Genomic DNA, 13,779 nt, shown 5'->3' with positions numbered 1-13,779 from the left:
AGTCATTGCACGATGACTGCAAGCCGTCTCAATACGCTGATTGCTATAGCAACCAGTCTATTGGAAACACGGAGAGGATGCTGACCCCTAACCGCTTCAGGAAACTGGTTCCAGGATCAGTGTAATAGATTAATTCCTCTTCTCCCTTGCGCTCTATCCAGTAAAGCTCTCCCTCATCATTGAGCCTGACTTCATATGCCAGCTCCGGCACATTGGATTCAAAAGCCTTCTGGATTTTTTCAGCCAAAGCCGGGCTTTCTACGATAAAACCCAGTTCAGTGTTCAAGCGTGCTGATCTTGGATCAAAGTTGAAAGATCCCACAAACACTCGTGAACTATCAACAGTAAAGGTTTTGGCATGTAAACTCGAGCCGGAGCTACCCAATGGGCCGAGACGCTGCTCCCATTGGCTGGCATTTCCCTGGCGCCGCATTTCATACAGCTCAATCCCGGCTTTCAGCAACGCTTTTCGGTGTTTGGCATAACCTGCATGTACAGCAGCCACGTCGGTGGATTCAAGGGCATTGGTGAGGATACGAACCTTGACGCCTTGTGCCGACAAGCGGCTGAAGCCAGCCGCGCCGGTTTTAGTCGGCACGAAATAAGGTGAGACAAGGTCAACAGAAGCGCGTGGCTGGCGCAATATCCGCTGCAGATCAAACATGAGAAAATCCTTGTTTTCAGCCAATCCCAAGCCTTTTTTTGGGTCGTCGCTGATCATCTCCACCTTGGCCCAGTCAAAATCATGCCTTCCATCCAGGAAATCACGGATAAACTGGCTATCCCCCAAAGCCTTGACGTATCCCTCATTGGTCACTGCCTGTTCCACATCGTTTGCAGCCTCAGTAAGAAACCTCAACTCTTCAACCGGCCTTTGCGGCAATATCTGACTTGCTGGGTAGGCTGAATCGCTCGCCCAGTAACGATCAAAATCACTAGAGGTTTCCCTGACCACGTCACCAATTGCCATCAGGTCCAGATCGGCAAATAGCACGCCATCAGTGGCGCCAAAATACTCATCTCCAATGTTGCGTCCCCCAACGATCGTGACCTGGTTATCGACAGTGAAGGATTTATTATGCATACGCCGGTTTACCCGGGAAAAATCAGTCAGATACCCAAGAAACTTGGCTGGGCGAAAGGGAAAAGGATTGAACAAACGCACTTCTATCATGGGATGGCTATCAAGGGCAGCCAACCTGGCATCCAGGCCCGGGATGCCATTATCGTCAAGTAACAGGCGTACCCTCACCCCCCGGTCGGCAGCCTTATGCAACGCTTCCAGCAATAAGGTACCGGTATTGTCATTGCGCCAGATATAGTTTTGGATATCCAGGGTTTTCTCTGCGGAGTTTGCCATCAACATTCGGGCAGCAAATGCGCTGTGCGCATCCACCAACGGCATGATGCCGGATTTCCCGCTGTGCGGCCGCTTGATCGGCTCCAGCACCCTTCCCAGAGTGGTTGCGGAAGATTCTTCCGCCGTCAGTGCAGAAGAAAGGGTGCGCTCCTTGACTTGTGGCAACGCACACGCCCCCAGCTGAACCCCCAGCAGTAGGATAGCGAGATAACGCAGCAATACGGTATGGACTGGAGTCATGACGATAGACTGGGTCTGCCTTTCAGCACTTGCCTGCATTGCCGCGATCAGCATGGATATGTCATCCAGGCTAATCTCACATTGAGGGATCGAATTTGAATGCCTTTTCTGGCACTGGCCACACTGCCGGCTTGACAGTAGATCTGCTTACTTAATCACGCCGCAGGCAACGCGTGCTCCACCACCTCCAAGCTTTTCCGGCTGATCGGCATGATTATCACCGCCGGCATGTATTATCAGCGCGTGCCCAGTCAAATCCTTAACCTTCAGGCGCGGAGCCAATACAGGCTGCGATGCGCTGCCATCAGAATTCACATACAAGGGAGGCAAATCACCTAAATGCCCTTTGCCCCAGGGCGTGCCATGCTGCGCTGAATTTGCGGGATCGAAATGCCCGCCTGCCGCGCCTGCTGCTTCTTTCTTACCGTCTTTTTCCTTGGCGTCGCAACTTGGATTCTGATGCAGGTGGAACCCGTGCAGACCAGGTGCCAACCCCTTCAGTGATGCGGTAAAAACCAGGCCATATTGGTTCTCTACAATACGTATAGTACCCGCAGACTCACCTACACCCTGATCACTTACCAGATTGATCGGCACCACAATGTCTGCAAAAGCACTTGAGGCCCAAAACGAGATTAAAATAGTCGCAATATATTTCACAGACTTCTCCTTAAGTAAGGGTTAAGAATCACAGTATCGATGATACTTTTTCCAGCCACATCAAAAGAATTGCACATCATGGAAAAAGAATGAACAATCCAGTAAAAATTCAATCCATATCCACAGTCGACAGCACATTCCAACCAACAAAAAAACAAAAGGGACAACATGACAAACGCAACTCAGCAAAACTCTGGTAATGGCTTAAGCCTCAAAGCCAAATTATGGCTTTTCCTGGCTCCCATCGTGGTGGTGCTCACCTATCTTTTTGTCACGACCAAGCACGAGGCAATTGATACCAAAGAGCTAGCCAATGACCGCGAAGCCATTAAATCGTGCTGGAAAAATCACGCCAATACCCCATTGTCTCCTACTGAGAAAAAATATGTGGCGGAAGCCTGCGAGTTCATGGAAAACGAGTTTTTGCTCAAATACCGCACAAAACCTTAACCAACTCAATGGTCGGGAGGCGGAAAACACCATGCTGATACAAGACAAGCCATGCTAATGTACATGGCTTGTCTTGTGAAAGTAGACCCGCGTATAGCTCGCACTATTCTTCTTATGTACAGCCGATACTTTGTAATCATCTTCGGCATATTTCATGGCTTCCTCGGCGACTATTTGAAATTCCTCAAAAGCATGCTTGCTTGCGTCCACAGGCATAATGGAAAATCCGTTGCCTGTCAGTGAAACCCGATGTGCAGGCGATGGGGTTTTCAATTTATCAATCAACTGCATGACTGCCCTCCTTTTCCAACCAAGACGACCATGATCAAGCACAGGCTTACTTTTCCACGTAAGCAAAACTCGCTTCGATGACCACATCCACTGTGTTCCAATCAGGCCGTTCCATCTCAAATTGTGACTTGCCGATCCTGTAGGCTTCCTCAATGTCTGCCGCTGTAATGGACTCTTTCCACAATAGCGCTCCCTTATTTTCAGCATTTTTTTCAGATACAGATATAGTGAAAATCGCCATGGGCATTCCTCTTTTTATGTGCTGATAACATAGCTCATGCGCTGAAGATGTCCATATAGGTAACTAGCTGAAAAGTTTGTAGGAGAACGCCAGATACATGGCAGATAATATAAAACGCTGATTGCCCATCCATCGCGTGCAATAATTGTCATATTAATAGTTGCACGCTGACATAATATTGAGGTAATTTTTGGGGACCTCGCTGGGCACCACGCGCGTTGCCTGTCTAAACCATATGTGAAAGGCCATACCCCCGGATGGAGCACTCCCCCCTCATCGCCACTATTGTTGGAGGCCTTGTGCTGGCGTTTGTCTTTGGCATGCTGGCGAATCGTCTACGCATGCCTCCACTGATCGGCTACCTGATCGCAGGAATTGTCGTCGGCCCGTTTACCCCCGGTTTCGTTGCAGATGCCGACCTCGCCCATGAATTGTCTGAAATTGGCGTCATCCTGTTGATGTTTGGGGTCGGGCTGCATTTCTCCCTCAGGGATTTGTTGTCTGTCAAATCCATTGCCATCCCAGGCGCCATTGTCCAGATCGCCATTGCCACTCTGTTTGGCATGTCATTAGCGCTGTTCATAGGATGGCCCCTTGGCGAAGGGCTGCTTTTCGGCTTGGCGCTCTCTACTGCCAGCACTGTGGTATTGCTCACAGCGCTGCAGGAACGACGCATTCTGGAGACCAAGCGTGGCCAGATTGCCATCGGCTGGTTGATTGTGGAAGATATTGCCATGGTGCTGGCATTGGTCATGGTACCTGCCATCAGCAGCATGATTGGCGGGGAAGGCAATGCAGTCACCACTAGTGAGCTGATCCATACCTTGGCAATCACTATCGGAAAAGTCATTGCATTCGTGGCTGTCATGCTGCTTGTAGGGAGGCGCATCATCCCATGGATGCTCGCACGCACAGCAGCCACTGGCTCCCGGGAACTATTCAGGCTGGCAGTCCTGGCAATTGCCCTAGGCTTTGCCCTGGGGTCGACTTACCTGTTTGGCGTGTCCTTTGCACTGGGTGCTTTCTTCGCCGGCATGATTTTGAGCGAATCGGAACTGAGCCATAGGGCCGCTGAAGAATCACTGCCATTGCGAGATGCGTTTGCCGTGCTTTTTTTCGTCTCGGTAGGCATGTTGTTCGACCCCTCCATCATTATGCGGGAGCCATGGCTGATATTGGCCACTCTGTTCATCATCGTGATTGGTAAATCACTGGCAGCATTTGCAATCGTCATCGCGTTCCGCCATCCCCTTGGAACTGCACTGACAATTTCGGCAAGCCTGGCACAAATAGGCGAATTTTCCTTCATTCTGGCTGCCTTGGGGGTTTCCCTTGGCTTGTTGTCTGATACCGGGCGCGACCTCATCCTGAGCGGTGCGATTCTTTCCATCCTCATTAATCCCTTGCTCTTCATGGGGCTGGACAAACTCAAACCGTGGCTGCTTAACCGCGAGGAAAAAAGGCCCCTCAAAGGCGAAAGCGGCACGCGCACTATTTCCTATCCCTATTTGCATGCACATGCCATCCTCATCGGATATGGCCGCGTGGGCAAACTGGTAGGCGCCTCCTTGCAGCAGCAAGACCAGCCATTTATCGTGCTGGAAGATCAACCGGAAGTTGTACAAGCCTTGCGCGAACAAGGCATACCAGCGTTATGCGGCAATGCCGCTGCGCCCGGTATGATGGAAGCCGCCAATATCCGCTCTGCCCGCTGGCTGCTGGTTGCCATCCCTGATGCGCTCGAAGCAGGCCAGATCATTGAACATGCTCGCAGGATCAACCCACAGATTGAAGTGGTGGCTCGCGCGCACTCGGATGCGCAGATCGAACACCTGGAGAAACACGGTGCCTCCTACACCATCATGGGGGAAAGGGAAATTGCCAAAGGCATGGCCAACTGGGTACGCGCTGGTGTGGAATGGTAGTCAGCTTCCGCACGCAGGCGCACGCTAGAATAATCACTTGCCCATCTCCAGCTTCTTGTAAGGAACCCTCTCGTCAAGCTCTTGATGATATTGAGCCATCCCGCGTTCCTCACGCATAACAAAGCGCCTGACTGCCGCCTCAAAATCCGGATGCGCCAGTTGATGGAATGAACAAGTCTCCCGCGGCGTGAAACCGCGTGCCAGCTTGTGCTCACCCTGTGCGCCGCCTTCAAAATAACGTATGCCCCGCGCTATGCAGAACTCCTGTGCCTGGTAATAGCACAACTCAAAATGCAGGTTGGGCACATAAGCCAATGCTCCCCAATAACGGCCATACAAGCATTCGTCATCATAAAGATTCAATGCCCCAGCCAGCGGTTTGCCATTCACCTCAGCCAGCACCAGCATCACATGGTCTGGCAATCGCTGACCAAGTTCATGGAAAAATTCTCTTGTGAGATAAGGCGTTGAGCGATGTTGCAGATAGGTATTGACGTAGCAGGCATAAAAGAAATCCCAGTCGCGAGTAGTGATCTCACTGCCTATCAACTGGCGACAACTGATGCCTGCCGCTGTTACTTTCTTTCGCTCCTGGCGGATTTTCTTGCGCTTGTCATGCGCAAGCGTCATCAGGAATTCGTCAAAACTTGCAAAACCCTGATTTTCCCAGCGAAACTGCACACCCGGACGCCTGATCCATCCTTGTTGCTGCAAAGTCGCTGCCGACGCCTCATCTGGAAACAGGACATGTACAGATGAAAACTGGAGGCTGAACAAATATCCTACCATCTGATCCGCCATCTGCTGGCGAATTATCGGATCAGGAGAAAGCAGGCGTGCACCAGTGATAGGCGTAAAAGGAATGGCTGCCACCAGCTTGGGATAATATTCAAGACCATGTTGGGCATAGGCATCAGCCCAAGACCAGTCAAATACATATTCGCCATATGAGTGGCTTTTTACGTAGAGCGGAACGGCGCCCACAAGGACGCCTCCCCTTCTCACCAGCAAAGGGCATGATTGCCAGCCAGTTTCGCCACCTACACATCCCGTGTATTCCAAAGCACTAAGCAAGGCATGGCTGAGCAAAGGTGACCCATCTCCGAGTGCATCCCACTCTGCCGGCTTAAGTTCCCCGATGCCTGTACCAATTTCAATGTGCTCACTCATGGTATCAACAGCTTACCGCATGTACATCCGCCATGCATGATGGCGTTAAACAATCCTTAATTCTAGCCATCATCAATAAAGAGGTTGTCCCGTCTCGGAATTGAGACAAGAACAATCAGAAGAATGAAACCTGCTGTCAGATCAGGCTATTAAACTGTCTATCAATCCCGACAGGCTTATTTCTTCTTGCCAACAGAATCCACACCATGGCCGATCACCCCGCCAATCGCGGCACCGCCTACTGTACCGAACGAGCTGCCGCCTGTCAGTACGGCACCGGCCACTCCACCAATAGCAGCACCGGTTGCAGCATTTTTCTGCCGGGTGGACAAGCCCGAACAACCACTCAACATGATGAGTAACAATACACTAGCAATGGTCTTATTCATTTTAATTTCCTTGTGAAAAAAAAGAGGCTCTACCAGAGCAGAGTTAAGCTCAGCAATATTCAGGCCATGTATTTTTTATGATTATTATCAACACGCTATACTTCTACCAGCTATCAAGCACAGTAAGTTCGTCGTGGCCAACGGACAAAAAAAAGCACTGTCCCGGCAAGGCAGTGCTTCAGGTTTCACAAGGAAGGTTTATTATTGGAATAACAACTTAATTACAATGACCGCTTGGTTGGTATTACTGCGGCCTCTTTGGATTTCGTTTTTGCCTGCTCGGAAATATCCTGTATTTCCTTTTTCTCAATCGCCATATGCTGCCGTTCAACGATACGGGCTTGTACGGTCTCCAGTTCGCTCATGGTGATCACTCCATCACCATTGAGATCAAACTGCATGAAATGACGGGCCACCTGCGGCAAAAGCTCGGTGGCCTCTTCGCGCGAAATCACGCCATTATTGTCACGATCTGCTTCCTGAAATCGCTCCAACATGCGTTGACGCATGACCCGGCGACGGTCTTCTATCTGGACGTGAGCAGCATCAGCACTTCGAGAGTATTCATCGAGATCACGACGCAAGCGCAACCTGTCTTCAAGGCTGATCCTGCCATCCAGCGTCTGGTGAATCTGGGGGCCAGGCATGTCTTGCAATTCGCTTTCTGCCAATGACTCGGCAGTTTTGTCACGAGGACCGGCAGCAATCGCCAATCCAGCGCAGCCCATCAAGGCCAGGGCAATAAGCAATACATGCTTTTGATGAGCAATAAGATCAGTCACTATCAACATAAAGCTAAACCGTACACTTCCAGATCATATGGTTCATACGCCTCAATTCACAGCTTTCAATCCGAGCAAGAACAGGTAAACACCTGCTGCCGTACACATTATGGAGAAAATATTCTCTCTTTAAATAATAGATCAGACTAACACAAGAAGGTTTGATTTGATCTTGATTGAGGCGACATCATGCTCCATTGATGTAAACTGAATGTTTCATATCAGCGTCGCATTGTAAAATTTTGTAACAATATTGATAGCTCTTGAATATATGGATTTCATGCCAATCAAGCATATAGTCCGTGGACGTTAAATTAGTACACAACGATAAATAACACTTTTCATTGACCTCCATTCCGCAGAAAATATTACTATGCAGATACCCTCTAAGAAAATATTAATGGTGGACGATGACTTGCGCATGCGCGAGTTATTGCAACGCTATCTGGGCGAACAGGGCTTCAACGTGAAGACTGTCTCCGACGCAACCGAAATGGATCAGGCGCTGGCACACGAACATGTGGACCTGCTGGTATTGGACCTGATGCTGCCCGGGGAAGATGGCCTGGCCATCTGTCGCCGTTTGCGCGCCAATGGCAGCACTATTCCGGTGATTATGCTCACAGCCCGCGGCGATGAAATTGACCGTATTATCGGCCTGGAAATGGGTGCAGATGATTATCTGCCCAAGCCATTCAATCCACGGGAACTGCTGGCCCGCATCAATGCCGTCATGCGCCGACATGGCCGCCTGCCGCCAGGAACACCGGTAGCAGAAGCCGACAATATTAGCTTTGGGGAGTTTGTGTTTGATCCATCCACCCGCTCCCTGACAAAAAACGGCGAATCCGTGACCATCACCAGTGGTGAGTTTGCCCTGCTCAAGGTATTTGTAGATCACCCACGCCAACCGCTGTCGCGTGACCGCCTGATGCAACTAGCACGTGGCCGCGAACTGGATGTATTTGACCGCAGCATTGATGTACAGGTATCACGCCTGCGCAGGCTTATCGAGCCCGATCCTGCCCATCCACGCTATCTGCAAACCATGTGGGGGTTTGGCTATGTGTTTGTTCCCGATGGCGAAACCCAGAAAAGCTGACCCTCGTTTATTGTGAGCCTACTACCTCGCACCCTGCTTGCACGCGTCATGCTGCTGATCGCCCTGCTGCTGGCCGCAGGACAATTTGCAGCACTCAAGCTATTCGATTATTTCGAGAGCGAACCCCGTGCCATGTCTGCAGCTTTGCAGGCCATCACCGTAGTGAACTACACGCGCGCCTCGTTGCTGGCTGCACATGAGAACCGGCGATTGGCTTTACTTTCAGAACTATCCGGCCGGGAAGGGGTGCGCATCTATGCAGCCGATATGCTGGAAGAAATCGAGCCTCTGCCGAATGACCTGCTGATTCGCCTGATCGCCAAGAAAATCCGCGAACGCCTGGGCAAGGATACGCTGGTGGTCATGAACCATTTTGGCATTCCCGGCCTTTGGGTAAGCTTCAGCCTGGGCCAGGATGACTACTGGGTGGTGATACCACGCATACAAGTAGACCGCCCCTTCCCTTGGCAATGGCTGGGATGGGGCGCGCTGGTGATCATGCTGTCATTATTGGGCGCCTACCTGATCGCCTCCAACATCCACCACCCTCTCAGGTTGCTGGTAAAGGCCGCAGGCCGTCTTAGCAGCGGTGAGTATCCGCCTCCACTGCCGGAAGAAGGCGCACATGAGCTGCGCGAAGTCAGCCGAACCTTCAATGAAATGACAGAAGCCCTGGTCAGGCTGGACAACGAGAGAACATTGTTGCTAGCCGGGATTTCGCATGACTTGCGCACCCCTCTCGCACGACTGCGACTTTCCGTGGAAATGCTGCCTGATGAGCATTGCTCCAGCCTCAAGGCCGGCATGATTCAGGATATTGGCGACATGGACAGCATCATTCACCAGTTCCTGGACTTTGTACGCGGCATTGAGGGCGAACCCACGCAGATGATGGACCTCAATGCCTTATTGACGTCAATTGCCGACCGCCACATTCGTGCAGGACGAAAGCTCACGCTCTCATTAGGGCCCACCCACCTCATTCCCTTGCGCCCACTGGCGATGCAGCGACTGCTCGGCAATCTGGTGGACAATGCATTTGCCTATGGAGGCGGGGAAGTCACGCTCACTACACGCATTACCGCCGGCAACATCATCCTCAGCGTACTGGACAATGGACCAGGCATCCCAGCCTCGCAAATGGAACGCCTGCTGCGCCCCTTTGAACGGCTGGATACTGCGCGTGGCAACAAGAGCGGCAGTGGGCTTGGCTTGGCAATCTCCGACCGCATTGCTAAATTGCATAAAGGCCAGCTGACCCTGCTCAACCGTCCACAGGGCGGCCTGGAAGCCAGGCTTATTCTGCCGATCCAGCCCCAGGTGACGGTTCAAACCAAGCAAGTTTTTCGCGCAAACTCACCACTTCCCCGACAATAATCAGGCATGGCGCCTTCAATGCGGCAACCTGCACCTTCTCGGCCAAGGTGGCCAAGGTGCCGGCAATCACGCGCTGCCGCTGTGTGGTGCCTTGTTGAACTATCGCAATTGGTCGATCGGCAGGCGCTCCATGAGCAACCAATTGCCGGCAGATTTCCGGCAGGCCGATCAGCCCCATGTAAATCACCACGGTTTGTCCAGACCTGACCAATGCAGGCCAATCCAGATCAACGCTGCCATCCTTGAGATGCCCAGTGGTAAACAGGCATGATTGCGCATAATCACGGTGCGTCAACGGAATCCCGGCATAACTGGAAACACCATTGGCTGCAGTAATCCCGGGCACTACCTGGAACGGCACCCCGTGTTCCATCAGGGTTTCTATTTCCTCCCCCCCTCGGCCAAAAATGAAAGGGTCGCCCCCCTTCAAGCGCAATACACGCTTGCCTTCCTGCGCCAGCCGCACCAGCAGATCATTGATCTTCTCCTGCGGCAAGGTATGCTGATCCCTGGCCTTGCCAACATAAATCAGGTCGGCATCACGACGCACCAGCTCCATCACCTCCTTGCTGACCAGCTTGTCGTAAACACACACATCCGCCTGCTGCATCAGGCGCAAGGCACGAAAAGTCAGCAAATCCGGGTCGCCTGGCCCGCCGCCTACCAGATACACCTCTCCGTGATGGGCATCGCCGGAATCTTTCAATACCTGCTGCAATGCAAGACGGGCCGCTGGCTCCCGGCCTGACAATACCTGCTCGCCGATCGGGCCCTGGAATACATCCTCCCAGAAAATGCGCCGTTGCTGGCTATTGCTGAAACGCCGTTTCACCTGATCGCGGAAATCCGCTGCCAGCGCCGCCAGCCTGCCATAACTGGAAGGAATCATGGTTTCGATCCGCGCTCTCAGCATGCGAGCCAATACCGGCGCCGCACCACCACTGGAAACTGCCACCAGGATGGGTGACCTGTCAACAATCGAAGGAACGATGAAAGTACATAACTCGGGAGCATCCACCACATTCACCGGGATATTGCGTGCTCTCGCTGCCTCGGATACCTGCCGATTGACGTCTTCATCGTCAGTCGCGGCAATCACGACACAGGCCTCATCAAGCTGGGACGGTTCAAATACGGTATTGAGATATTTGATATTTCCAGCTTTCAACAACTCAACCAGGCTTGCATACAGCATAGGGGCAATGACAGTGACATCCCCACCAGCCTTGAGCAACAGGCTGACTTTACGGCTGGCGACATCACCACCGCCGACTACCACGCATGGGCAATCGCGGATTTTCATGAATATTGGGAAGGTTTCCATGCGCGACATTTTACTCTGCGATTGGCATTCCGCATCAGCTAAGCTAAAATAGGAACTTACCCTACTGTTTTTTTAAGATATTTTGCACCCTGCAACGCTCATCCCACATCCAGTGCTCCAATTAAGCACATTTCAACCTGCCACATGAATACGCCGAAAAAAGTCTTTATCAAGACCTTTGGGTGCCAGATGAACGAGTACGACTCGTCCCGCATGCTAGATATGTTGCATGCAACAGAGGGCATGCTGACCACGGAAAACCCGGAAGAAGCCGACGTCATCCTGCTCAACACCTGTTCCGTGCGCGAAAAGGCGCAGGAAAAGGTATTCAGTCACCTAGGCCGTTTTGGTCCGCTCAAGGAAAAAAATCCCAACCTGGTGATAGGTGTGGGTGGCTGCGTAGCGAGCCAGGAAGGTGAAAGCATCGTAGCGCGTGCGCCTTACGTTGATGTGGTGTTCGGGCCGCAAACCCTGCATCGCCTGCCGGAGATGATTCGATCCCGCCGTACCACAGGAGTCTCACAGGTAGATATCAGCTTCCCTGAAATCGAGAAATTTGATCACCTGCCGCCTCCACGTGTGGAAGGCGGCGCAGCTTTCCTGTCCATCATGGAAGGCTGCAGCAAGTACTGCACTTTCTGCGTAGTGCCATACACCCGGGGTGATGAAGTATCGCGTCGCTTTGACGATATCCTGACCGAGGCTATTCAACTGGCCGATCAAGGAGTAAAGGAAATCACCCTGCTGGGGCAGAATGTTAACGGCTATCGCAGCGAAACTTCAGAAGGCGAGAATGCAGACCTTGCACTGCTGATTGAATACCTGGCCGAGATTCCTGAAATAGAGCGCATACGCTATACCACTTCGCACCCCAACGAGATGACAGCCGAGCTGATCGACTGCTATGCGCGCATTCCCAAACTGGTGTCGCACCTGCATTTGCCCGTGCAAGCAGGTTCTGACCGCATATTGATGGCAATGAAGCGCAACTACACGGCACTGCAGTACAAGTCCGTGATTCGCAAGCTACGTGCGGCACGGCCCGACATCTGCATTACGTCCGACTTTATTATTGGATTTCCCGGCGAAACCGAGAAGGAGTTTGAAGCCACCATCAAACTCATGCAAGACGTGGGTTTTGACTATAGCTTCAGCTTTACCTACAGCCCGCGCCCCGGCACTCCCGCCTCCTATCTTCCAGATGACTGCAGCCAGGAAGAAAAGCTGGCAAGGCTCGCCCGCCTGCAGGCATTGAATGAGACCCAGGGCAAAGCCATCAGTGAATCCATGGTAGGAAGCGTACAACGCGTGCTCGTAGAAGCGCTGTCAGCCAAAAGCGCAAGCGAGCTGGCAGGCCGTACGGACAACAACCGCATCGTCAATTTCCCTGGTGATGCCAGACTGATCAACCAGTTTGTCAATGTGCGGATCACCGAAGCAGCACCGCATACGCTGCGTGGCGAATTAATATAGGACATATTGAGTGGAACTCACGTTACAACCCGAAGATAACTTGCGGCTCTCCAATCTATGCGGTGCCCTGGACGAAAACCTGAAACAGATCGAAGATGCATTGGATATCACCATCTCCAGGCGCAGCGGCCATTTTCGCTTGTCTGGTGATCCAACCAATACGCGCCTGGCTGCACAATTGCTGGAAAACTTTTATGAGCGTGCCAAAAACCCGATCGGCCTGGAAGAGATACAACTTGGCCTGGTAGAACTTGACCGCCTAGCGCCAGAGCAAGTCAGCACCGCCATGCCCACGCTCATGACACGGCGTCAGGACCTGCATGGCCGCACTCCGCGCCAAGTCAGCTATTTGCAGCAAATCCAGGACTTTGACATTACCTTTGGTATCGGCCCCGCCGGTACCGGAAAAACCTACCTGGCCGTAGCCAGCGCGATTGACGCCATGACCCGTGACCGTGTCAAACGCATTGTCCTGGTGCGCCCAGCAGTGGAAGCAGGCGAGCGTCTGGGCTTTTTGCCTGGTGACCTTGCCCAGAAGGTGGATCCCTATTTGCGCCCTCTTTATGACGCCCTTTATGATCTGGCAGGCTATGACACGGTGAACAAGATGTTTGAGCGCGGCGCCATTGAAGTTGCCCCGTTGGCCTATATGCGCGGCCGCACCCTGAACCAGAGCTTTATCATCCTGGATGAAGCGCAGAACACGACGCCCGAACAGATGAAGATGTTCCTTACCCGCATAGGGTTTGGCACCAAGGCAGTGATTACCGGCGATGTGACACAGATTGATCTGGGACGTGGACAGAAAAGCGGCCTGGTAGAGGCGCAGAAAGTGCTCAAGGATGTGCGAGGCATTGCATTCACCCAGTTCCTTTCAGATGACGTGGTACGCCATCCATTGGTGCAGAAAATAATCAATGCCTACGAACGGTACGATAGTGACAAGCACGCACAGCCTGTCACACAACCAGGCGATAATGCAGGCAAGGCATAAA

The 13,779-nt window shown here is 52.2% G+C and carries 14 protein-coding genes; 6 read left to right on the top strand and 8 right to left on the bottom strand.

Going from position 1 to position 13,779, the window contains the following annotated elements; genetic code table 11:
- Positions 1-43: 43 nt before the first annotated feature.
- Both LG200_RS01815 and sodC read right to left on the bottom strand, forming a co-directional pair.
- Positions 44-1,654 (bottom strand): phospholipase D family protein, encoded by a 1,611-nt coding sequence (locus tag LG200_RS01815; protein WP_226755891.1) that lies wholly within the window; start codon positions 1,652-1,654, stop codon positions 44-46.
- Between the two features lie 93 nt (positions 1,655-1,747).
- Positions 1,748-2,260, bottom strand: coding sequence for a superoxide dismutase [Cu-Zn] SodC (gene sodC, locus LG200_RS01810; protein ID WP_319004526.1), 513 nt, complete (start codon positions 2,258-2,260; stop codon positions 1,748-1,750).
- Between the two features lie 168 nt (positions 2,261-2,428).
- Between sodC and LG200_RS01805 the strand changes: the two genes are divergently transcribed.
- Positions 2,429-2,710, top strand: coding sequence for a hypothetical protein (locus tag LG200_RS01805; protein ID WP_226755890.1), 282 nt, complete (start codon positions 2,429-2,431; stop codon positions 2,708-2,710).
- A gap of 54 nt (positions 2,711-2,764) precedes the next feature.
- Here the strand turns inward: LG200_RS01805 and LG200_RS01800 are convergent, their stop codons facing one another.
- Together LG200_RS01800 and LG200_RS01795 are read right to left on the bottom strand one after the other, a co-directional pair.
- Positions 2,765-3,001 (bottom strand): hypothetical protein, encoded by a 237-nt coding sequence (locus tag LG200_RS01800; protein ID WP_226755889.1) that lies wholly within the window; start codon positions 2,999-3,001, stop codon positions 2,765-2,767.
- A 46-nt stretch (positions 3,002-3,047) separates the two neighbouring features.
- Entirely contained in the window at positions 3,048-3,242 is a 195-nt protein-coding gene (locus LG200_RS01795; RefSeq protein WP_226755888.1) for a hypothetical protein, read from the bottom strand.
- Positions 3,243-3,499: 257 nt separating this feature from the next.
- Between LG200_RS01795 and ybaL the strand changes: the two genes are divergently transcribed.
- Complete coding sequence (gene ybaL / locus LG200_RS01790; RefSeq protein WP_226755887.1) at positions 3,500-5,167, top strand: YbaL family putative K(+) efflux transporter; 1,668 nt, start codon at positions 3,500-3,502, stop codon at positions 5,165-5,167.
- Positions 5,168-5,200: 33 nt separating this feature from the next.
- Here ybaL and LG200_RS01785 read toward each other — a convergent pair whose 3' ends face one another.
- The 3 genes from LG200_RS01785 to LG200_RS01775 form a co-directional block, all read right to left on the bottom strand.
- On the bottom strand, positions 5,201-6,337 hold the full coding sequence (locus tag LG200_RS01785; protein WP_226755886.1) for a GNAT family N-acetyltransferase: 1,137 nt from the start codon (positions 6,335-6,337) through the stop codon (positions 5,201-5,203).
- Between the two features lie 176 nt (positions 6,338-6,513).
- Positions 6,514-6,726 carry an osmotically-inducible lipoprotein B gene (locus LG200_RS01780; protein WP_226755885.1) on the bottom strand — a complete coding sequence of 71 codons (213 nt, stop codon included), beginning with the start codon at positions 6,724-6,726 and terminating at the stop codon, positions 6,514-6,516.
- Between the two features lie 221 nt (positions 6,727-6,947).
- On the bottom strand, positions 6,948-7,517 hold the full coding sequence (locus tag LG200_RS01775) for an EF-hand domain-containing protein (RefSeq protein ID WP_226755884.1): 570 nt from the start codon (positions 7,515-7,517) through the stop codon (positions 6,948-6,950).
- Positions 7,518-7,881: 364 nt separating this feature from the next.
- Here LG200_RS01775 and ompR point away from each other — a divergent pair, with 364 nt between their 5' ends.
- Both ompR and LG200_RS01765 read left to right on the top strand, forming a co-directional pair.
- Complete coding sequence (gene ompR / locus LG200_RS01770) at positions 7,882-8,610, top strand: osmolarity response regulator transcription factor OmpR (RefSeq protein ID WP_226755883.1); 729 nt, start codon at positions 7,882-7,884, stop codon at positions 8,608-8,610.
- Between the two features lie 12 nt (positions 8,611-8,622).
- Complete coding sequence (locus LG200_RS01765) at positions 8,623-9,987, top strand: sensor histidine kinase (RefSeq protein ID WP_319004525.1); 1,365 nt, start codon at positions 8,623-8,625, stop codon at positions 9,985-9,987.
- Here LG200_RS01765 and cysG read toward each other — a convergent pair.
- Positions 9,908-11,311 carry a siroheme synthase CysG gene (gene cysG / locus LG200_RS01760; RefSeq protein WP_226757273.1) on the bottom strand — a complete coding sequence of 468 codons (1,404 nt, stop codon included), beginning with the start codon at positions 11,309-11,311 and terminating at the stop codon, positions 9,908-9,910. The genes LG200_RS01765 and cysG overlap by 80 nt on opposite strands.
- 144 nt (positions 11,312-11,455) lie before the next feature.
- On the opposite strand from cysG, the gene miaB reads away from it, so the two are divergent.
- Both miaB and LG200_RS01750 read left to right on the top strand, forming a co-directional pair.
- Entirely contained in the window at positions 11,456-12,784 is a 1,329-nt protein-coding gene (miaB, locus tag LG200_RS01755; RefSeq protein ID WP_226755882.1) for a tRNA (N6-isopentenyl adenosine(37)-C2)-methylthiotransferase MiaB, read from the top strand.
- Positions 12,785-12,794: 10 nt separating this feature from the next.
- Positions 12,795-13,778, top strand: a complete 984-nt coding sequence (locus tag LG200_RS01750; RefSeq protein WP_226755881.1) for a PhoH family protein — start codon at positions 12,795-12,797, stop codon at positions 13,776-13,778.
- The last annotated feature ends 1 nt before the right edge of the window (position 13,779 follow it).

It is taken from the genome of Methylobacillus caricis (assembly GCF_020532705.1).
GTDB classification, from domain to species: domain Bacteria; phylum Pseudomonadota; class Gammaproteobacteria; order Burkholderiales; family Methylophilaceae; genus Methylobacillus; species Methylobacillus caricis.
Note: the sequence above shows the minus strand (reverse complement) of the source record. Positions and strands in the feature narration are given on the sequence as shown.